Origin of the sequence: Buttiauxella sp., from assembly GCF_035271705.1 — a bacterium.
Classification (GTDB): domain Bacteria; phylum Pseudomonadota; class Gammaproteobacteria; order Enterobacterales; family Enterobacteriaceae; genus Buttiauxella.
Genome location: NZ_DATERI010000115.1, coordinates 1 through 18980 on the forward strand (window position 1 = coordinate 1; position 18980 = coordinate 18980).

Consider the following 18980-nt stretch of genomic DNA (forward strand, 5'->3'; position numbering starts at 1 on the left):
TCCACAGATGAAGAAATGACTGGGCATGATACTGAAACTGGGCTCAGTCTGCCAATAGTTTGCTGATTAAAGCGTCATGTCGCGCTTTTTGGCGACCCATTCGTAGACGCTCGGCACGAATGATAATTTTTAAATCTGACAATGCAGAGTCAAAATCGTCATTGACGATTAAATAGTCATACTCTGCGTAATGACTCATTTCTGCAACAGCTTGCGCCATTCGCTTAGTGATAACTTCTTCACTGTCTTGCCCACGGCCACGAAGGCGGCGGTCCAATTCGTCTTTTGACGGCGGCAGAACAAAAATACTGCGGGCTTGCGGCATTCTCTCACGAATCTGCTGCGCACCTTGCCAGTCAATATCCAGGAACACATCCACACCTGTTGCCAGAACTTGTTCAATGGCATGGCGTGAAGTGCCGTAATAATTGCCAAACACTTCGGCGTGTTCAAGGAATGCGTCTTCAGCGATCATCTGCTTAAACTCTTCCTTCTCCACAAAGAAATAGTGTTCACTATGTTTCTCTCCCGGGCGAATACCACGAGTGGTATGGGAGATTGAAACCTGCGTGTCGTACAGCGGTTGTGTCTTTAACAAAGCCTGGATGAGGCTAGATTTCCCCGCGCCACTTGGGGCGGAAACGATGTAAAGCGTGCCTTGAGCCATGAGTTCTAACTTATTCGGTAAGCATAAAAAGAAGTGCGTATACGGGCTTATTATACACACCGTCTCCGTGTCACGGAGAATTTGTCGTGTTCCTCGGCAATATTTCTATCAATTTGCGTAATGTTTTCCAAAAAAACCTCGTGTTACTGCAACAAGTTAAATACCTCTGAAAGCTCCTCGCATCATTTTTAATACTCAATCGCATTGCTTGTGTCCTGGCGTTATACCTCTCCTCGCTTCTACACGGAGGGACTTATGAAGTGGATAACAAAACTTATCGGGTTTCTGGGGCTGCTGAGCGCAATGGCGTCGGCAACGTGTCCAGCCTGGTCATCTGTGCAAGCCCAGCAGGAGATGGCGAAATTGAATGAAAAGCTCAGAAAGTGGGATCAAGCCTATTACCAACAAGGCGTGAGCGAGGTCAGTGATGCGACATACGATGGTCTACGCGGGCAATACAATGAATGGCAGCATTGCTTTCATCCCTCTGAAAAACCAAAGCAACCGCAATTAACCACTCAAGGAAAAGCGTTGCACCCGATTGCTCATACCGGCGTCAAAAAGCTGCCAGACAGCGCAGCCGTTGCCTTGTGGGTAAAAAGCAAAACCGATCTCTGGGTGCAACCAAAAGTGGATGGAGTGGCGGTGACCCTGGTTTATCAGCAAGGGCGCTTGGTTAAACTCCTTAGCCGCGGGGATGGGGAGAAAGGGCAAGACTGGACAGAAAAGTCCAGGATGATTCCTGCAATCCCCAAAACCCTTTCTGGCCCACTTGCCAATAGCGTGTTGCAAGGTGAGGTTTTCTGGAAAAGAGATAATCACATACAGAAAATCATGGGCGGTATTAATGCCAGAGGAAAAGTGGCTGGCGCCATGATGAGTCAAAGCGACCCAGCGCTGCTCAAAGAGTTGGGGATATTCATTTGGGCGTGGCCAGACGGTCCTGCTGATATGAATATGAAGTTAGAGACGCTCGCTCAGGCTGGTTTTCCACTAACCAAAATGTGGTCAACATCTGTTAGCTCAGTGGAGCAAATCGAATTGTTGCGGGAGTCCTTGTTTACGACGCCCCTTCCTTTTGTAACTGACGGTATTGTGGTTCGTGAGGCATTAGAGCCTGCGGCGAGATATTGGCTTCCAGGTAAAGCAACGTGGGTGATTGCATGGAAATTCCCGCCAGCCCAGCAAATTGCCGAAGTTAAGGGCATTCAATTTACGCTAGGGCGCACAGGGAAAGTTTCCGTTGTTCTCAGACTCAATCCTCTACAGATAGATGATAAACAGGTTAAACGGGTAAACATCGGTTCAGTCAAACGTTGGCAAGCTCTGGATATTGCCTTGGGCGATCAGGTAATGGTGAGTCTTGCTGGGCAAGGAATTCCGCGCGTCGATGAAGTGGTATGGCGTGTAAGCCAACGCAACAAACCGCAGCTCCCCACAGACAAAATGGTCACACCGCTGAGCTGCCTTTTTTTCGAAGTCTGGTGTCGCGAGCAATTTATTGCGCGCCTGGCCTGGATTAGCGCTCCAGAGGTTCTGAATATAAATGGAGTGAGCGTGCGCACGTGGCAGCAGATCCAACAGAGTCTCAGCCTGAAACATATTTTTTCCTGGCTAACGGTGACTCAGGAGGAGTTGCTGCAGATTAGCGGAATTTCTCCAGCCAGAGCGACCCATCTTTGGCAGCAATTCTCGCAAGTTCGGCAACAACCCTTCAATCGGTGGCTGCTCGCGTTTGGTTTGCCGCTACCCCGGGCGGTATTTTCCACGCTACCCGACTCACAGTGGTCGCACTTAGTTGCACGAGATGAGCATAGTTGGCAAAAACTGCCGGGTATTGGTGCGGTAAGAGCTAAAAAGTTGGTGGAATTTGTCAATCATCCCCAAATTGCTGCGCTGGTGGTTTTTCTGGCAGAGCAGGGTATTCGGGGATTTGCCGATTAATGGTCCGCGTGTTTGTAATGAAACACAGGTAATCCAAGGCGCAGGCGTAACGCGAGTAAGCGCAGGGTGAAACCGAACAGGAGTGTGGAGATAATCACGACGTCCTGGTTCGAAACGTAGTGTTCCAGAACGATGTAAAGTACAGCGGAGGAGAAAGCGATGCCGGCATAGAGTTCTTTCTGGAACACCAGAGGAATACGCTTACAAAACATATCGCGCAACACACCGCCAAATACACCCGTTACAACGGCTGAAATGATAGCGATGATGGGGCCTTCGCCCATATCCAACGCTATTTGCGCCCCGATGATAGAAAACACCACAAGCCCAAGGGCATCAAGGACCAGGAAAAGGCGGCGCAGATGAGGCATGACGGGAGCAAACACGGTAGTTAGCACGGCTGCGATTGCGACAATCACCACATACTCTGGATGTTTCACCCAACCCAAAGGGTAGTGTCCGAGAAGAATATCGCGTACCGAACCGCCACCAAGGGCTGTGGCTGTTGCAATGATTATAACGCCGAAAGTATCCATACGGCGGCGGCCAGCGGCTAATGCGCCGGTCATTGCTTCGGCAGTAATGCCGACCAAATAAAGAATATGTAACAGCATTGGTACCCCCAGAGGAAACGTTGTGAGGGTAGCGTTTTGTGAACAGTATCACGATTGATTTTTTCTAAAGTGATGGTTTTTTGATTAGATTTTCTAATGCTTATATTTCACTTTTGACAGGTTGGTACGGTTTTTTTCTAACTTGTAAATTTGAAATGGATTAATTTTATTAGGGTTAAGGCGGGGGCAATAAAAAGCCCGCCTGGCGCGGGCTAAGAACGTTAAAGCTGAAAATTACTCGATGTTCTGAATCTGTTCACGCATCTGTTCAATCAGCACTTTCAGTTCGATGGCTGAATTGGTCACATCTGAATTGATTGATTTTGATGCCAGAGTGTTCGACTCGCGGTTGAACTCCTGCATCATAAAGTCGAGACGACGGCCAACCGCCTCTTTTTTCTTCAGAATGTTGTAGGTTTCTTTGACATGAGCTTCTAGCCTGTCCAACTCTTCGGCAACATCGACACGCTGAGCCATTAAGACCAGCTCTTGCTCCAGGCGGTTGTTTTCAAGCTGAACTTGCGCATCTTCTAGTTTCGCAACCAGGCGCTCACGTTGCCATTTCAGGACTTCAGGCATTTGAGCACGAACTTTAATCACTTCGCCACTGACACCTTCAAGACGTTGCTCAATAAGCTGCTTCAGTGCCTGGCCTTCTGTTTCACGGGCAATGATGAAGTCATCAAGGGCACCATCAAGTGCTGCAAGAATTTCAGCGGTAATAGCATCAAGATCTTGTTCCTGAGCGGACATCACACCCGGCCAGCGCAAAATATCAACCGGATTGATTTCACCTTCGTCGCTTTGCATTTTTACCCAATTCGCCGCTTCAACCAGTTGTTTAGCCAGTTTTTCATTGAGCAGCAAAGAGCTTTGTGCGCGTGTATCAGGCTCGAAACGTAAATTACATTCGATTTTGCCGCGAGTTAAACGGGTGCGAATACGCTCGCGAGCCACAGGTTCGAGGCTACGGAACTGTTCCGGCATACGGATGTAGGTTTCGAGATAACGCTGGTTTACCGAACGTAACTCCCAGGTGGCGCTGCCCCATTCGCCTTTTACTTCACGTCGGGCATAGGCGGTCATACTGCGGATCATATTTCGTAACCGTATTCTGTAATAGATGTGGGGATTATAGCCATGCCAGGACTTGCAGGATAGGAATAAGCGAGCGAAGCCCGTATAATGCGCAGCCACATTCGTTTTAGCCGGAGATAACCCCATGCGTCCATCAGGTCGTAGCGCCGAACAAGTGCGCCCAGTCACCCTGACCCGTAATTACACCAAACACGCAGAAGGCTCCGTGCTGGTCGAGTTCGGCGATACTAAAGTACTTTGTACCGCCACCGTTGAAGAGGGTGTTCCGCGCTTTCTGAAAGGCCAGGGCCAAGGTTGGATCACTGCTGAATATGGCATGTTGCCACGTGCGACCCATAGTCGTAATGCTCGTGAAGCGGCAAAAGGTAAGCAGGGCGGTCGTACTCTTGAGATTCAGCGCCTGATAGCGCGTTCTCTGCGTGCCGCAGTGGATTTGAAAGTCCTTGGCGAATACACCATTACGCTGGACTGCGATGTACTGCAGGCAGACGGCGGCACTCGTACTGCATCTATTACGGGTGCATGTGTTGCACTGGCTGATGCTCTTAATAAACTGGTCGCCTCAGGTAAGCTAAAAACCAACCCAATGAAAGGGATGGTTGCTGCAGTTTCAGTGGGTATCGTTAAGGGTGCCGCTCTGTGTGATCTCGAATATGTTGAGGATTCTGCTGCAGAAACTGACATGAATGTCGTGATGATGGAAGATGGTCGTATGATTGAGGTTCAAGGCACCGCTGAAGGCGAGCCGTTCTCCCATGAAGAGTTGTTGGCGCTACTGGCGCTGGCGCGAGGGGGAATTGAAACTATCGTAACGTCGCAGAAGGCGGCGTTAGAAAATTGATTTTTAGGCGACTCAAGTAGTCGCCTTTTTTATACCCTTCATTCTACTCAAATTATTTTGGGTAAATATCTATATGAAATGCAAAGGAGCAAATCCATGAAACCGTATCAGCGCCAGTTTATTGAATTTGCGCTTAACAAGCAGGTACTGAAGTTTGGCGAATTTACGCTGAAATCCGGGCGTACCAGCCCTTATTTCTTCAACGCTGGGCTATTTAATACCGGGCGTGATCTAGCACTGTTGGGCCGTTTCTATGCCGCCGCGTTAGTGGATTCTGGTATTGATTTTGATTTGCTGTTTGGCCCGGCTTACAAAGGTATCCCCATCGCTACGACTACAGCCGTTGCGTTGGCAGAGCACCATGAACGTGATGTTCCTTATTGCTTCAACCGTAAAGAAGCAAAAGATCACGGGGAAGGTGGCAACCTGGTCGGCAGTGCCCTGCAAGGGCGTGTGATGCTGGTGGATGACGTTATCACCGCTGGTACTGCAATCCGTGAATCAATGGAAATTATTGCTGCCAATAACGCATCGCTTGCAGGCGTCCTTATTTCTTTGGATCGTCAAGAACGGGGTCGGGCTGAAATTTCTGCGATTCAGGAAGTGGAGCGCGATTACCAGTGCAAAGTGATTTCCATCATCACTTTGAAAGACCTGATTGATTATCTGGAAGAAAAACCTGAAATGGCGGGGTATTTAGCCGCTGTGCGCGAGTACCGTACCCAGTACGGCGTGTAAGAAATAAGAAAAGGGCCTTGGGTTTAGAGGCCCTTTTCAGTTAACGAAGTTGTGCGGCAATCAGCGGCCAACGGGTATCAAAATCACCTGTAGGTAAATAGCGGAACTCGCTACGCACAAAACGCGATAACGTCCCTTCACAAAATGCCAGAAGCAGGCTTGCCAGTAACGATTCATCGGTGCTGTAGCCTTCACCTTCACGCATCTTCTTTTCGCGCATGACCTGGCGCAACTGCACCTCGATACGTTCAAAAAGCTGATTGATTCGGCCTTGTAGGCGGTCTTGTTCAAACATCAGTGCATGGCCGGTGAGAATACGCGTCAGTCCTGGATTACGTTCGCCAAACCCCAGGATCAAGAGAACAATTAAACGCAGACGTGCATGGGTATCTTTCTCATCTTTTAGGATGAGGTTGATACGGGTAATCAGACTGTCTTCAATAAATTCGATAAGGCTATCGAACATTTTCGTTTTGCTGGGAAAATGTCGATAAAGTGCAGCTTCGGAAACCCCAACAGTCGCTGCGAGCTTGGCAGTTGTAATTCGTTGGTTGCCATCACTGGATTCAAGCATTTGGGCCAGAGATTGAAGTATTTCTTCGCGACGATTCCGTTTCGCAATTTGCTTTTCTGCCATGTTCTAAAATACCCCTGAAATAATGTACTTGTCAGGCAGGTAACCACACAGCGCTCGCGAACTTAAAGTTCGCGTTTTGTTCACATTTTTTACGCTATGGGGTTACATTTTTAAATGAAGTTACTGGCGTCCTGAATGGCCGAAACCACCTTCGCCACGGTCGCTAGAATCGAAATCTTCAACCAAATTGAATTCGACCTGAACGACGGGTACAAACACCATTTGAGCAATACGCTCACCGGGTTCGATAGTGAAGTGATCTTGCCCGCGGTTCCAGACGGATACCATTAACTGCCCTTGGTAGTCTGAGTCTATCAGTCCAACAAGGTTGCCTAAAACAACGCCATGCTTATGGCCAAGACCTGAACGAGGCAGAATGACAGCCGCAAGAGTGGGATCGGCAATATGGATAGCCAGCCCGGTTGGAATCAGTTTGGTTACACCAGGAGCAAGCTCTACGGCGTCATCCAGACAGGCGCGTAGGTCAAGACCCGCAGAGCCGGAAGTCGCATAAGTCGGCAGTGGGAATTGTTGGCCAATGCGTGGGTCCAGAATTTTAACGTCGATTTTTTTCATCATAACGGGTAACTATCTCGTTCAGTAAAAGATGGCCAAGGAGTTCTTTACGCTCAAGAGGTAAAATTTTATCTCCATCCTGCCAGAAAAGGTGCAATGCATTGTTTTCGCTGTTAAACCCCTGGCCTGCTTGTGAAACATCGTTCGCACAAATCAGATCAAGGTTTTTACTCAGACGTTTTTGCTGGGCGTATTCTTCCACATTATTTGTTTCGGCAGCAAACCCAACAACATAAGGGCGATGAGTTAAAAGTGCTGCGACACCGGCAACAATATCCGGGTTTTTAATCATTTTTATTATAATTTCATCGCCTTGCTTTTTTATTTTTTCATCAGCTACGGCTGCGGCACGATAGTCTGCAACCGCGGCACAGCCAACAAAAATTTGTTGCTCCTGCACATGCTGTTGAACCGCAGTTTCCATTTCCAACGCCGTGTTGACATCAATACGTTTTACCCAAGGTGGCGTTGGCAAAGTAACAGGGCCTGAAATTAACGTCACATTTGCGCCGCGTGCTGCTGCTGCCGCGGCGATCGCATAACCCATTTTTCCGGAGCTATCGTTAGTGATATAGCGCACTGGGTCCAGGCGTTCGCGGGTTGGGCCGGCGGTAATCATGACATTAAGATTTTGCAGATCTTTGATGACAGCAAAATGTTGAGCGGTCATTTCAACAATTGTTAATGGATCAAGCATACGACCCGGGCCAATATCGCCACAGGCCTGGCTGCCGCTATCCGGCCCCCACATCAACAAGCCGCGTGAAGAGAGTACCTCAAGATTATGTTGAGTCGCTGTGGCTCGGTACATTTGTTGATTCATGGCAGGGACAACGGCAACAGGCGCAGGTGTGGCGAGACAAATTGTGCTCACCAGGTCATTCGCCATGCCTACAGTAATGCGTGCAATTAAATCGGCCGTGGCGGGAGCAAGGATAACTAAATCAGCCCATTTGCCTAATTCTATATGGCCCATTGCTGCTTCCGCAGCGGGATCTAACAAGCTGTCTGACACCGGATAACCTGACACGGCTTGTAAACTCAGTGGCGTAATAAAGGCTTTGGCCGCCTCTGTCATTACCACTCTTACCTCTGCCCCGCGTTCACGCAGACGGCGTACCAGTTCAGGGGTTTTATAAGCTGCGATACCACCGCTCACACCCAGAACAATTTTTTTGCCAGAAAGCCCCATCATGATTTTTCCACCACAAGTCACAGTCATTTGGCTATTTTACCACACTCATTCGGTAACGACTTTTTTGCAGTTTGCGAGACATCCCGCATGCGGAATATCTGCATATCGTGTGTGCTTCTCAAGTTGTGCACAATGAGTAGCATAAAGGGCAAGGAGGTTCTGATGAATGAGATAATAGAGCAGGGTAGTGCATGTATGCCGCGAGAAAAGTTGCTGAAGTTTGGTGCCAGCTCCTTAACAGACGTTGAGCTACTGGCGCTATTTTTACGCACGGGTTGCCAAAACATGAACGTACTGGTGTTTGCACAGAACTTGTTGCATCAATTTGGCTCATTAAGCCGGCTATTGTCGGCGGATTATTCGCAATTTAAAGACGTGAAGGGCATCGGAGAGGCGAAATACACGCAGCTTAACGCTATTGCTGAGCTGGCCCGGCGTTACTACTATTCTCGTGGAGTTGAAGAACTCTCTTTAAAAGGGCCTGATTCAGTCAGGGAGTTTATTCAAAGCCAACTGACGACTGCAGAGCGCGAGATTTTCATGGTTATTTTTCTAGATAACCAGAATCGGGTGATTAAACATAGTCCCATGTTTGCTGGAACCTTGAACCATGTTGAGGTCCATCCGAGAGAAATTGTGCGTGAAGCGATGAAATCAAATGCAGCGGCGCTAATACTCGCGCATAATCACCCGTCTGGTCGAGCAGAGCCGAGTAAAGCTGATCGTGTTATTACCGAACGCATCGTAAAAGCTTGCCTGTTTATGGAAATTCGAGTGCTCGATCATCTTGTTATTGGCCGTGGAGAGTACGTTTCTTTTGCAGAACGTGGGTGGATTTAGGTCGAATAACGCGATCCTTGGGGATCTTTGTCTGTTCGGGACTTGAGCACATGCGTTAGGCAGCGTATACTACGCCACCTTTGAGAATCTCGGGTTTTGGCATTATGCGCCTGGCACTGTGGTTCGCATTGAACCGCCAGGGACCAGGCTTGCGGCCTGACGAGGCGCCATAACCCTATACGAAGCTCGAGCTAATTTGATTTTTGGAGAATAGACATGTCCCGAGTCTGCCAAGTTACTGGCAAGCGTCCGGTGACCGGTAATAACCGTTCCCACGCAATGAACGCGACCAAACGCCGTTTCCTGCCGAACCTGCACTCTCACCGTTTTTGGGTTGAGAGCGAGAAGCGTTTTGTCACACTGCGTGTATCTGCTAAAGGTATGCGTGTAATTGATAAGAAGGGTATCGAATCGGTTTTGGCCGATATGCGTACCCGTGGCGAGAAGTACTAAGAGGAATTAAGTCATGGCTAAAGGTGTTCGCGAGAAGATCAAGCTGGTTTCTTCTGCTGGTACTGGTCACTTCTATACCACTACGAAGAACAAGCGTACTAAGCCGGAAAAACTGGAACTGAAAAAGTTCGATCCAGTTGTCCGTCAACACGTACTGTACAAAGAAGCTAAAATTAAATAATTGCATACCCGATAACATTCGAGTTGCAGGTAGACGGCAAGAGAGCGAATCCTCAAGAGCTTACAATAGTAAGTGACTGAGGTGAGTGAACGTAGCCAACACCCCTGCAACAAGAAGGGTAAAGGGTATTAGTGACTTTGATGAAAACCTCGCTTAGGCGGGGTTTTTTCGTTTTAGGCTTTTAGTTTGGAGGAGAGATGCCTGAATTACCTGAAGTAGAAACCAGTCGCCGTGGCATTGAACCACATCTGGTCGGTGAAACTATCCTGCATGCTGTCGTGCGTAATGGTCGCTTGCGTTGGCCTGTCTCCGATGAAATCCATGCTCTAAGTGACAAACTCGTCTTAAGCGTGCAGCGCCGCGCTAAATATCTGCTACTCGAGCTTCCTGATGGGTGGATTATTATCCATCTTGGTATGTCGGGTAGTCTGCGAATTCTTCCTGAAGATTATCCTGCGCAAAAGCATGACCATGTCGATTTAGTAATGAGCAATGGCAAAGTCCTGCGGTATACCGATCCGCGTCGCTTTGGTGCCTGGTTGTGGGCGAAAGAGTTAGAAGGCAGTAATGTTCTGGCGCATCTAGGGCCGGAACCCCTAAGTGAAGAATTTTCAGCAGACTATCTACGTGAAAAATCTGCGAAAAAGAAAATGGCGATAAAGCAGTGGATTATGGATAACAAGCTGGTGGTGGGGGTGGGTAACATTTATGCCAGTGAATCGCTGTTTGCTGCAGGAATCCATCCTGATCGCTCTGCTCAGTCACTTTCAAACACTGAATGTGAAATTCTGGTTAAAACCATTAAAGCGGTACTGCTGCGTTCTATTGAGCAGGGTGGGACCACGCTCAAAGATTTTCTGCAGTCAGATGGTAAACCGGGTTATTTTGCTCAAGAGTTGCAGGTTTATGGGCGTACTGGAGCGCCATGTCGGGTCTGTGGTGCGCCGATAGTTACCAGTAAGCACGGGCAAAGGAGCACGTTTTATTGCCGCCATTGCCAGCATTAATTCTCCCTGCCATCCTTCAAGCCGCAGGGGGATGTTTGATTTTTTCCAGTAATGCTTTGCAGACAAGCTCAGGTAGGAAATGTGCAACATCGCCGTCATGACGAGCGACTTCTTTAACCAGCGATGAAGAGACAAAAGACCACTCTTTCGAAGGCATCAGGAATACGCTTTCGAGCTCTGGCATTAAGTGACGGTTCATATGAGCTAGTTGCATCTCATATTCAAAATCGGCCGCCGTGCGCAGCCCTCTAACCAGAACGTTAGCTTGTTGAGTTTTAGCAAAATTCGCCATCAGATCGCTAAAGCCGACAACCTCAACGTTTGGCAGGTGTGCGGTAACACTTTGTGCGAACAGGACTCTTTCTTCCAGCGTGAACATGGTTTTCTTGTGCGGGCTATTCGCAATTGCCAGAATCAAGGTATCAAACATCATCGCAGCACGTGTCACGATGTCCAGATGCCCGTTGGTAATGGGATCAAAAGTACCAGGATAAATCGCGCGGGTGGTCATAGAGTTTTGTTTCCCGTATTGCCTTGATTCAGCGCCCAGAGTTCAGTGTACTTATTAAACGTATACTGCGCATTGACCACCGCAAGTAACCAGCCCTGCTTTCCATCAAGAAAGCCCGCACGTAACAGCAGCGTTTTACAAAAAGCCCCAAATGTATGACCGAAAATCCCTGCAATAGAGACTCGTTTGCCACGTTGATGGCGCTCCTTTGCCCAGGCTGTTGCATAACTTAACTGTTTGCGCTGGAAGCTGGCGAAATCACGGCAGGTCAAATGGAGCAAATCCCCTTTGAGCAGGATAACTTTTGCTCCGGGTGCTTCGAGAGATTCATGCACCTGATTGTCATTATAGCGGTAGCGCGCTCGTGCGTAGAGGCGGGTGACGCGATCCGGATACCAACCGCTGTGGCGCATAAAACGGCCAAGGAACAGATTGCGACGCGCGATACTGTAAACAGCATCTGTCTGTGGATTATCTAACACTGCTTTAAGCGTACTGGCCAGTTCCGGTGTAACACGCTCGTCGGTATCGATCATCAGAATATAATCGTGGCTGGCATAGCTCTGTGCCAGCTGGCGTTGTTTGCCGAAGCCTTGCCACTCTTCGTTAATGAAAACTTTCGCACCCGCCTGAAGGGCTATCTCGACGGTAGAATCCGTACTTCCTGAATCCAGCAAAACCACTTCATCTGCCCAGCCCACTGAAGCCAGACATTCTGGCAATACATCTGCCGCATTTTTAGCGATCATGACCACCGACAAACGATTGGGCATTAGTGGCTCCGTTGCGGCAGGTGCGGTTGCAATAATTGTAGTAAGCGTTGAAGGGCGCCCTGATTCTGGTGCAGGACTTCCACAGCATGACGACCATAGTAGAGACGGTAATCTTCATCGGTTAGCAGAGTAGTGATTTCGCTAACTAGCGACGAGGCATCCGTGACGGTAATCAACCCATCAGCACGTTGCAATCTGGCGCAAATATCTTTGAAATTGAGGGTATGTGGGCCCATCAATACCGGAATAGCATGAGCGGAAGGCTCCAGTGGATTATGGCCCCCGCGTTCAACAAGGCTGCCACCCACAAAGGCGAGGTCGGCAATTCCGTACAGCATCATCAGTTCGCCCATCGTGTCACCGATAACGACTTGCGTGCTGCTTGACGGTTTTTCGCCACTGCTGCGCATGATGTAACTGAAACCAGCCTTCTGAGCCATATCCCGCGCATCTTTGAAGCGTTCTGGGTGACGTGGGACAAGAATTAACAGTAAATCTGGGAACTTGGCCAATAGCTGACGGTGAGCATCCAGAATGATGGTCTCTTCACCATCATGGGTGCTGGTGGCAATCCACACTTTACGATGCGGAGCCCACTGGCGGCGTAGCGTAATCGCGCGCGCGGCCAGCTCAGGGGTCACAGAAATATCAAATTTCAGGCTACCGGTGACCGTTAACTGAGAGCGTTTCAGGCCAAGCTCGATGAAACGATCACCATCTTCTTCATTCTGCGCGGCGATGAGGGTAATTTTGCTCATCAGACGACGCGCGAAACCGCCTAGTTTTTTATATCCCTTCGCTGAGCGGGCAGAAAGACGGGCATTAGCAATGACCAGTGGGATTTTACGTTGGTGTAATTCGTTGATCATGTTTGGCCACAATTCAGTTTCCATCACGATAACTAATTTAGGGCGCACGGTATTGAAAAAGCGCTTCATGGCGCAAGGGAGATCGTAAGGCAAATAAACATGATGCACATTTTGCCCAAAAGCCGACTCTGCACGTTCCGAACCTGTTGGGGTCATTGTGGTGACGGTAATCGGAATCGTTGGGTAGCGATGGCGCAGGGCACGAACTAACGGAATTGCCGCCAGTGTCTCACCTACGGAAACTGAATGCAGAAGAATACCATCGGGCTCCACTTTTCCACGGCAATAGCCGTAGCGTTCCGCCCAGCGTTTACGGTACGCAGGAGCTTTACGGCTACGGAGTAACAGTCGCAGCCACACAAAGGGCTGAATAAGATAGAACAGAGCGGTATACAACGATTCCAAGCGAATTTTCCGTATTTTCATTATCGGCGGGCAAATTCTAAGCATTCGGGAAGCTTAAAGCTATTGTTTTGGTAATATCACGAAGGCATTGCTTAGTATTCAGATGAGTTAGAGCTTGATTTGCTGAATATGCGGGCGGTATGTGACCACCCGCTTATGAGGGGTTTATCAACCCGGTACGCGGGTCGCTTTCTTCAGTTTTAAATAACGACGCCCCAGGCGCCAGCGCAGACGAAATCCGCGAGCATTTTTCCAAATCAGACGCCAGATACCGCGATCAAAAAACTCCTGAATGATCATCTTCTTCTTGTGCGGATCTTTCATATTATTGAAAGTGTGTAATATCCCCAGGCCTTCTTTGGCGATTTGCCAGTTACAGGCTGGGATATTCTTTACCGCTTCCGGATAACGTTGGTTAATTGCATCCAACATTTCCAGTATTTTCATATAATGGCGAGCTGAGCGGATCAGGGTGTCATCGGTATCTGGTTTATGGGAAACCGAGGCTGAGTGGATGTAATAATCGTAGTATTGCTCATCAGAGTATTGAACGCGCTTCGCAGCCAGTAACACTTCCGTTGTCCACGGAATGTCCTGGTGGCGTAAACCGGGTTCGAAACTAAAACCGTTTTCTCGAATAAAGTCATGACGATACAAGTTCAGCCAGGTTACATGCAGAAACTTGCGTGAATCCAGCGCACGTTTAAGCCATTGGGGGCCGTTCAGTACATCGGTTGACTGAAGTTTGTCGTTTGGAAAAATCGGTCGAGAAGGTTTCTTGTTGTTTTCGTAAACGTAATTCCCGTTACACGTCACCACATCCAGTTCATTTTTTAATGCTAAATCAATCAAATGACGATACATGCCGGGTTTGAAGTCATCATCGATATCCGGGAAGGATAGGTACTGACCTGTTGCTACAGCAAGCCCGGTATTACGTGCAATCGAAACGCCCTGATTTTCCTGCTCAATGATTTTCATGCCAGGGAACTGACCGCGCCAGGCCTCAATGATCGCCATGGAGCCATCGGTTGAACCATCGTTCACCATAATGACTTCCATGCTCTCGATGTTCTGAGCTTCAAGACAGGCAAAGAATTTAGCTAAAAAAAGTTCGCCGTTATAAACCGCTACAACAACGCTAAGAAGTGGCCGTAGATTCTGTGGCATAAAATTACCCGAAAATATTGTTATTTTTCTTCTGTTGCCAGAGACAAATACTGCTGGCAGATGGCACCAATGCTATATGACTCAATAGTCGTGGTTTCAATAACCGGCGGGTTGTTGTAAATATCCAGCATCGTGTTTGCAAAGTCCTGATCGCTCATCCCCGAAAGGCCGCGAGCCAGTTCTCCAGTAAGAATCTCTGCCGGCCCGCCGGGGCAATGTGTACTCACTGCGGGTGTCTGGCAAATTAGCGCTTCGACCAGAACATTGCCAAACCCTTCGCAATCGGAGCTCAGTAGCAGCATTTGCGCATTGGCAATCCACGGATAAGGGTTAGATGCGAATGTCTTCATAATCACGCGGTCGGCAACACCTGCATTTTCGGCCATGGCTTTTATTTGGGCAATACGCTCGTTACTACCGTTACCCATCAGGACTAGCGGGGCCTGAATTCCACTGAGTGCATAAGCACGGATCAACCGGTCATGGCGCTTATGTTCATGGAAGCGACCAACATGGATTAAATAATCCTGCCCAGACATTTCGCACGGCTCTTTCGCGTTTAAATATATTCCGTCAATATCGAATGGGTTATGGATGACGGTGCCCCTGGACAACGTAATATCAAAAGCCGTAGTAATGTCGTGCAGTACCGCCTGAGACACGGCGACGACATTACTATTGTGGTAAACGCTTTGAATTTTCTTACGTTTTAACCAACGAGAGAAACCCTGCCGATGCTGAAGATACGAGTAAGAGAACATGCCATGGACACAGTACCAGAGCTTCTCACGTGCGATTGATTTTGTGTGGGCAACAATGCGATCGGTTTTATGCAGGTGAGAAAAGACGAGGTCGAAATTCCCTTTTTTCTGTGCTTGCTCTACCGCGCTATCAAGCAAAGCTGCACGGCGAGACAATTCAGTCAGTTTGCGCCAGGGTTTTTTACAGGTATCCAAAATGACCTGATAATCAACGTCTTCCGGGATCTCGTAATCACAGACGCGGCGAAGCGAGAAAACGGAAACCTGATGGCCCATCGCTACCAAACCTTTCGATAAGGTGAGGACGGTTTTCTCAGCACCGCCACCAGGTAAACCATCAATAATCATTAGGATACGCATTATCTAATCCAGTATATTTTGATACAGCGAAATAAGTTGCTGTGAAAGTTTTTCCGGTGTCGCATCCCTGACGCGTTCACGAGCATAGCCTCCCATTTTCTCATCCACAAAGCGTGATGGTATTGCCATTACCGCTTCTGAAAGTTGTGGGATATTGAGTGCATCACAAACGTATCCGTTTTGTCCGGTTGTTATAAATTCAGCCCCACCGCACGTGGGTGAAGTAATAACCGGTAAACCACATGCCATTGCTTCAAGAATCACATTTGGAAATGGATCATATAACGTTGGCAGTAATAGTCCATCAGCGGCTTGATAGAAAGGCAGCGTATTTTTTTGCATTCCCATAAACCGTATCCGATTCTGGCATCCCAGAGATTGCGCCAGTTCTCGATAGCTTTTCTCGGCTTTATCTTGCCCGACTACGACCAGATAGCGATCAGTATGAGCAATCGCCTTGATTGCACTGGCCAGCCCTTTACGCTCAAAACCTGAGCCGACAAAAACCAATGTCACAGCACTTTGCGGGATAGATAGTTCATCACGCAACTTTACGCGCAACTCTTCATTTGCCGGAACGAAGCGGGAAGAGTCAATGGCATTATAGATGACATGTATCTTATTAGCAGGTATAGAGAAATCTTCGATAATTTCTCTTTTAACCATTTCGGCATTACAGATGACAGCTTTTAGCTCGGGAGCCTGATACATCGCCCGTTCGGCTTGCATAACATAACGATGGTATCTATCAAGAAACAACCACTTTCCACGCCAGGCGGGTAAAATTCTTGCGCGTTGCATTAACCAACGGCGATGAACACCATCACCTGCACGATAAATATCACAACCCGCTATGCGTTCATGACTTTGAACAATATCGAAATTCTCACGTTGCCATAGTGCTCTTGCCGCATTGGCAAAACCTTTTTCACGACTGATTCGACCAAGCTTAATCGGGTCACAAATATGAATATGCCAGTTGCTCTGGCGCTCACCTTGCCATTGCCGCGTGATAACGTTGAGTTCCATATCATGGGCGCTTAACGCCTCAAGTGCGCGTGAAACGAAACGCTCAGCACCCCCATCCGGGCGATATTTTTGGCGGACAATTGCCAGACGGCAACGCTTCATAACAACTGTTTCCTTGCAGCAGTGACAACAACATCGATCGGGATGGCATCGAGGTAACGTTCTTTCGTGTTGGTATCAATTTTGTCAGGGTCGGGCAGAACACCATAATTGCCGGCCCAAATGACTTCACCGACGACGTCCCAAGGGCTCCAGAATGTCAATTTAGAAGGGCCAAATAGCGCGATGCATGGCGTTTTTAATGCGGCAGCCATATGCATTGGTACTGAATCAACACCAATGAACAACTTGGCGTTATCGATCAGTGCCGCTAATTGACGCAGGGTTAACTCACCAGCAAGGGAATGAATTCGCTCTGACGGACATAACGCACGAATTTTTTCAATCATCGCTTTTTCGTTTTTATCTGGCCCTGAGGTTAACACCAGGTCATGCCCATCTTTTTGCAGAGCAGTGATTGTTTCCGCCATTTTACCCTCATCCCAGCATTTGAAGAACCAGCGGGAGGTGGGCTGTACCACAATATAAGAACCTTCAACCCCTTTGCTTTGCAGCTTACTTTGCACTGACTGCCAGTCGTCAAGCTGATAGCTCATCGTAACATCTCTGACTGGAGCAATATGTAATGGGGCAAGAATAGATAGGTTTTGTTCTACAGTGTGTAGGGCCTGATGGCCGGACACTGAAGCGAGTTGAGTGTGGCAATGTTGCCAGAACCAACTGCGGCGCTTATTAAAATCGAAGCCGATACGCGAAGGCGCACCCGTGAAGCGAGTAACAATGGCGCTACGCCACTGATCTGCAAGATTGATAACCAGACTATATTTTTGCTCGCGCAATGTTTTGAGTAATTGCCATTCTTTGCATAAATGCTGGCGAGTACCGAGTTTGCGCCATTTACGGTCAATTCCATAAATACGATGAATGAATGGATGTGCGGCTAACATCTCTCGCGTTTCTTCATAGAGCAGAACATCAATTTCTGCTTGTGGCCAAGCTTGATGTAATGCATTGATAACCGGAGTTGTGAGCAACATGTCACCATGATGGCGCAACTTTATCAGTAAAATACGGGTAGGTGGCGCAGTCGCGTGAGCATTCAAAGCGTTATTCATTATCATCTTTAGGTGATTAACCAAAGGGTGATTCTAATAGACCTTGAGTGTGGTTGCTACATTTGTGCTCAGGAGTGAGAAATTTGGACGTAAGCGGTTTGCCCTTATCTGGCGGGCTGCGTAACATGATGTGAACATCTTTATCTCAGAGACGGAAATGACCAAACCTGCATTCATCATCACCATTGATACCGAAGGCGATAATCTCTGGCAAAACCACCGACAAATCAAAACTGAGAATGCGCGTTTCTTGCCTCGTTTTCAGTCTTTATGTGAAAAGCATGGTTTTAAACCGGTTTGGCTAACGAACTATGAGATGGCTGTGGATCCGGTTTTTATCGAGTTTGCTAAAGATGTGATTGCTCGTGGTCAGGGCGAAGTTGGCATGCACTTACATGCCTGGAATAGCCCACCCGATCACGATTTAACCGGTGATGACTGGCGCTGGCAGCCCTATCTCATTGAGTACAGTGATGAGGTCATGCGTGAGAAAGTGGTTTATATGACCACATTGCTGGAAGAAACATTTGGCACAAAAATGATTAGCCATCGTGCCGGACGTTGGGCATTTGATAGTCGCTACGCCAAATTGCTGGTGGAGTTGGGCTATAAAGTGGATTGCTCGGTGACGCCGAGGGTTAACTGGCGAAATGCGAAAGGTTCCCCAGCTGGCTCTGGTGGAACGGATTATCAACATTTCCCAAGTCAGGCTTATTTTATGGATCTGGATAATATTCATCAGACGGGAAATTCAGCATTTCTCGAAGTCCCGATGAGTATTCAGTATAAGCACAGCGCTTTGATGAATAGCTTTAAACAAAGCTATGATCGGTTGAGAGGTAAATATCGTAGCCCTTCGGTTAATTGGCTACGCCCGTCAGGCGGCAATGCTGCACAAATGATCTCTGTTGCGGAAAAAACCTTAGCAGAAGGCAATGACTACGTTGAATTTATGCTTCATTCATCTGAGTTTATGCCATCCGGTAGCCCAACGTTCAAAGATGCAGCAGATATTGAGCAGCTTTATCAGGATCTTGAAATATTATTTTCCTGGCTCGCAGAGCGAACCAGGGGAATGACGTTGGCGGAGTATTATGGACTGAAAGAAAAACAAGTACAGTAATCTGTACTTGTTT

The 18980-nt window shown here is 48.1% G+C and carries 21 protein-coding genes; 8 read left to right on the forward strand and 13 right to left on the reverse strand.

Features of this window, described 5'->3' with window-relative positions; genetic code table 11:
• Positions 1–43: 43 nt before the first annotated feature.
• Complete coding sequence (gene gmk, locus VJY99_RS10530) at positions 44–667, reverse strand: guanylate kinase (protein ID WP_324118116.1); 624 nt, start codon at positions 665–667, stop codon at positions 44–46.
• A gap of 255 nt (positions 668–922) precedes the next feature.
• On the opposite strand from gmk, the gene ligB reads away from it, so the two are divergent.
• Positions 923–2611: an NAD-dependent DNA ligase LigB gene (ligB, locus tag VJY99_RS10535; protein ID WP_324118118.1), complete on the forward strand. Its 1689-nt coding sequence runs from the start codon at positions 923–925 to the stop codon at positions 2609–2611.
• Here the strand turns inward: ligB and VJY99_RS10540 are convergent.
• Both VJY99_RS10540 and VJY99_RS10545 read right to left on the reverse strand, forming a co-directional pair.
• Positions 2608–3225, reverse strand: coding sequence for a trimeric intracellular cation channel family protein (locus VJY99_RS10540; protein ID WP_324118120.1), 618 nt, complete (start codon positions 3223–3225; stop codon positions 2608–2610). The genes ligB and VJY99_RS10540 overlap by 4 nt on opposite strands.
• A 234-nt stretch (positions 3226–3459) precedes the next feature.
• Complete coding sequence (locus VJY99_RS10545) at positions 3460–4323, reverse strand: YicC/YloC family endoribonuclease (RefSeq protein ID WP_324118122.1); 864 nt, start codon at positions 4321–4323, stop codon at positions 3460–3462.
• A gap of 124 nt (positions 4324–4447) precedes the next feature.
• Here VJY99_RS10545 and rph point away from each other — a divergent pair, with 124 nt between their 5' ends.
• Both rph and pyrE read left to right on the forward strand, forming a co-directional pair.
• The gene (gene rph / locus VJY99_RS10550) at positions 4448–5164 is read left to right on the forward strand and encodes a ribonuclease PH (RefSeq protein ID WP_324118124.1); all 717 of its coding nucleotides are present in this window, start codon (positions 4448–4450) and stop codon (positions 5162–5164) included.
• A 96-nt stretch (positions 5165–5260) separates the two neighbouring features.
• On the forward strand, positions 5261–5902 hold the full coding sequence (gene pyrE, locus VJY99_RS10555) for an orotate phosphoribosyltransferase (RefSeq protein WP_324118126.1): 642 nt from the start codon (positions 5261–5263) through the stop codon (positions 5900–5902).
• A 40-nt stretch (positions 5903–5942) separates the two neighbouring features.
• Here pyrE and slmA read toward each other — a convergent pair whose 3' ends face one another.
• The 3 genes from slmA to coaBC form a co-directional block, all read right to left on the reverse strand.
• Positions 5943–6539 (reverse strand): nucleoid occlusion factor SlmA, encoded by a 597-nt coding sequence (gene slmA / locus VJY99_RS10560; RefSeq protein WP_324118128.1) that lies wholly within the window; start codon positions 6537–6539, stop codon positions 5943–5945.
• A 120-nt stretch (positions 6540–6659) separates the two neighbouring features.
• Positions 6660–7118 (reverse strand): dUTP diphosphatase, encoded by a 459-nt coding sequence (gene dut, locus VJY99_RS10565; RefSeq protein WP_324118130.1) that lies wholly within the window; start codon positions 7116–7118, stop codon positions 6660–6662.
• The gene (coaBC, locus tag VJY99_RS10570) at positions 7096–8307 is read right to left on the reverse strand and encodes a bifunctional phosphopantothenoylcysteine decarboxylase/phosphopantothenate--cysteine ligase CoaBC (RefSeq protein WP_324118280.1); all 1212 of its coding nucleotides are present in this window, start codon (positions 8305–8307) and stop codon (positions 7096–7098) included. Before coaBC ends, dut begins: the two co-directional genes overlap by 23 nt.
• A 165-nt stretch (positions 8308–8472) precedes the next feature.
• Between coaBC and radC the strand changes: the two genes are divergently transcribed.
• The 4 genes from radC (at position 8473) to mutM (ending at position 10791) form a co-directional block, all read left to right on the forward strand.
• On the forward strand, positions 8473–9150 hold the full coding sequence (radC, locus tag VJY99_RS10575) for a RadC family protein (protein WP_324118132.1): 678 nt from the start codon (positions 8473–8475) through the stop codon (positions 9148–9150).
• Between the two features lie 216 nt (positions 9151–9366).
• Complete coding sequence (gene rpmB, locus VJY99_RS10580) at positions 9367–9603, forward strand: 50S ribosomal protein L28 (RefSeq protein ID WP_309876957.1); 237 nt, start codon at positions 9367–9369, stop codon at positions 9601–9603.
• A gap of 13 nt (positions 9604–9616) precedes the next feature.
• Positions 9617–9784: a 50S ribosomal protein L33 gene (rpmG, locus tag VJY99_RS10585; protein ID WP_002208990.1), complete on the forward strand. Its 168-nt coding sequence runs from the start codon at positions 9617–9619 to the stop codon at positions 9782–9784.
• 197 nt (positions 9785–9981) lie between these two features.
• Positions 9982–10791 carry a bifunctional DNA-formamidopyrimidine glycosylase/DNA-(apurinic or apyrimidinic site) lyase gene (mutM, locus tag VJY99_RS10590; RefSeq protein WP_324118223.1) on the forward strand — a complete coding sequence of 270 codons (810 nt, stop codon included), beginning with the start codon at positions 9982–9984 and terminating at the stop codon, positions 10789–10791.
• A 16-nt stretch (positions 10792–10807) separates the two neighbouring features.
• Here the strand turns inward: mutM and coaD are convergent, their stop codons facing one another.
• From coaD to rfaQ, 7 genes are all read right to left on the reverse strand, one after another.
• A complete protein-coding gene (gene coaD / locus VJY99_RS10595; RefSeq protein ID WP_324118225.1) occupies positions 10808–11302 on the reverse strand; it encodes a pantetheine-phosphate adenylyltransferase in 495 nt (164 codons plus the stop codon).
• Positions 11299–12075 (reverse strand): glycosyltransferase family 2 protein, encoded by a 777-nt coding sequence (locus tag VJY99_RS10600; RefSeq protein ID WP_324118227.1) that lies wholly within the window; start codon positions 12073–12075, stop codon positions 11299–11301. Before VJY99_RS10600 ends, coaD begins: the two co-directional genes overlap by 4 nt.
• Positions 12075–13349, reverse strand: coding sequence for a lipid IV(A) 3-deoxy-D-manno-octulosonic acid transferase (waaA, locus tag VJY99_RS10605; protein ID WP_324118229.1), 1275 nt, complete (start codon positions 13347–13349; stop codon positions 12075–12077). The genes VJY99_RS10600 and waaA overlap by 1 nt, the downstream gene beginning before the upstream one ends.
• A 168-nt stretch (positions 13350–13517) precedes the next feature.
• On the reverse strand, positions 13518–14519 hold the full coding sequence (locus tag VJY99_RS10610; RefSeq protein ID WP_324118230.1) for a glycosyltransferase: 1002 nt from the start codon (positions 14517–14519) through the stop codon (positions 13518–13520).
• A 20-nt stretch (positions 14520–14539) separates the two neighbouring features.
• Positions 14540–15640, reverse strand: a complete 1101-nt coding sequence (locus VJY99_RS10615) for a glycosyltransferase (RefSeq protein WP_324118231.1) — start codon at positions 15638–15640, stop codon at positions 14540–14542.
• Between the two features lie 3 nt (positions 15641–15643).
• Positions 15644–16771, reverse strand: a complete 1128-nt coding sequence (locus VJY99_RS10620) for a glycosyltransferase family 4 protein (protein WP_324118233.1) — start codon at positions 16769–16771, stop codon at positions 15644–15646.
• Positions 16768–17850: a putative lipopolysaccharide heptosyltransferase III gene (gene rfaQ / locus VJY99_RS10625; RefSeq protein WP_414641584.1), complete on the reverse strand. Its 1083-nt coding sequence runs from the start codon at positions 17848–17850 to the stop codon at positions 16768–16770. The genes VJY99_RS10620 and rfaQ overlap by 4 nt, the downstream gene beginning before the upstream one ends.
• 151 nt (positions 17851–18001) lie before the next feature.
• Between rfaQ and VJY99_RS10630 the strand changes: the two genes are divergently transcribed.
• Positions 18002–18967: a polysaccharide deacetylase family protein gene (locus VJY99_RS10630; RefSeq protein WP_324118237.1), complete on the forward strand. Its 966-nt coding sequence runs from the start codon at positions 18002–18004 to the stop codon at positions 18965–18967.
• Positions 18968–18980: the final 13 nt, after the last annotated feature.

Bases quoted from the DNA above. Each gene is read 5' to 3' on its own strand.
- VJY99_RS10545 (WP_324118122.1), bottom strand. From the start codon at position 4,323: ATGATCCGCAGTATGACCGCCTATGCCCGACGTGAAGTAAAAGGCGAA.
- radC (WP_324118132.1), top strand. From the start codon at position 8,473: ATGAATGAGATAATAGAGCAGGGTAGTGCATGTATGCCGCGAGAAAAG.
- dut (WP_324118130.1), bottom strand. From the start codon at position 7,118: ATGATGAAAAAAATCGACGTTAAAATTCTGGACCCACGCATTGGCCAA.
- slmA (WP_324118128.1), bottom strand. From the start codon at position 6,539: ATGGCAGAAAAGCAAATTGCGAAACGGAATCGTCGCGAAGAAATACTT.
- pyrE (WP_324118126.1), top strand. From the start codon at position 5,261: ATGAAACCGTATCAGCGCCAGTTTATTGAATTTGCGCTTAACAAGCAG.
- ligB (WP_324118118.1), top strand. From the start codon at position 923: ATGAAGTGGATAACAAAACTTATCGGGTTTCTGGGGCTGCTGAGCGCA.
- VJY99_RS10630 (WP_324118237.1), top strand. From the start codon at position 18,002: ATGACCAAACCTGCATTCATCATCACCATTGATACCGAAGGCGATAAT.
- rph (WP_324118124.1), top strand. From the start codon at position 4,448: ATGCGTCCATCAGGTCGTAGCGCCGAACAAGTGCGCCCAGTCACCCTG.
- VJY99_RS10610 (WP_324118230.1), bottom strand. From the start codon at position 14,519: ATGCCACAGAATCTACGGCCACTTCTTAGCGTTGTTGTAGCGGTTTAT.
- VJY99_RS10620 (WP_324118233.1), bottom strand. From the start codon at position 16,771: ATGAAGCGTTGCCGTCTGGCAATTGTCCGCCAAAAATATCGCCCGGAT.
- VJY99_RS10615 (WP_324118231.1), bottom strand. From the start codon at position 15,640: ATGCGTATCCTAATGATTATTGATGGTTTACCTGGTGGCGGTGCTGAG.
- coaBC (WP_324118280.1), bottom strand. From the start codon at position 8,307: ATGGGGCTTTCTGGCAAAAAAATTGTTCTGGGTGTGAGCGGTGGTATC.
- rpmB (WP_309876957.1), top strand. From the start codon at position 9,367: ATGTCCCGAGTCTGCCAAGTTACTGGCAAGCGTCCGGTGACCGGTAAT.
- mutM (WP_324118223.1), top strand. From the start codon at position 9,982: ATGCCTGAATTACCTGAAGTAGAAACCAGTCGCCGTGGCATTGAACCA.
- gmk (WP_324118116.1), bottom strand. From the start codon at position 667: ATGGCTCAAGGCACGCTTTACATCGTTTCCGCCCCAAGTGGCGCGGGG.
- coaD (WP_324118225.1), bottom strand. From the start codon at position 11,302: ATGACCACCCGCGCGATTTATCCTGGTACTTTTGATCCCATTACCAAC.
- VJY99_RS10600 (WP_324118227.1), bottom strand. From the start codon at position 12,075: ATGCCCAATCGTTTGTCGGTGGTCATGATCGCTAAAAATGCGGCAGAT.
- VJY99_RS10540 (WP_324118120.1), bottom strand. From the start codon at position 3,225: ATGCTGTTACATATTCTTTATTTGGTCGGCATTACTGCCGAAGCAATG.
- rfaQ (WP_414641584.1), bottom strand. From the start codon at position 17,850: ATGATAATGAATAACGCTTTGAATGCTCACGCGACTGCGCCACCTACC.
- rpmG (WP_002208990.1), top strand. From the start codon at position 9,617: ATGGCTAAAGGTGTTCGCGAGAAGATCAAGCTGGTTTCTTCTGCTGGT.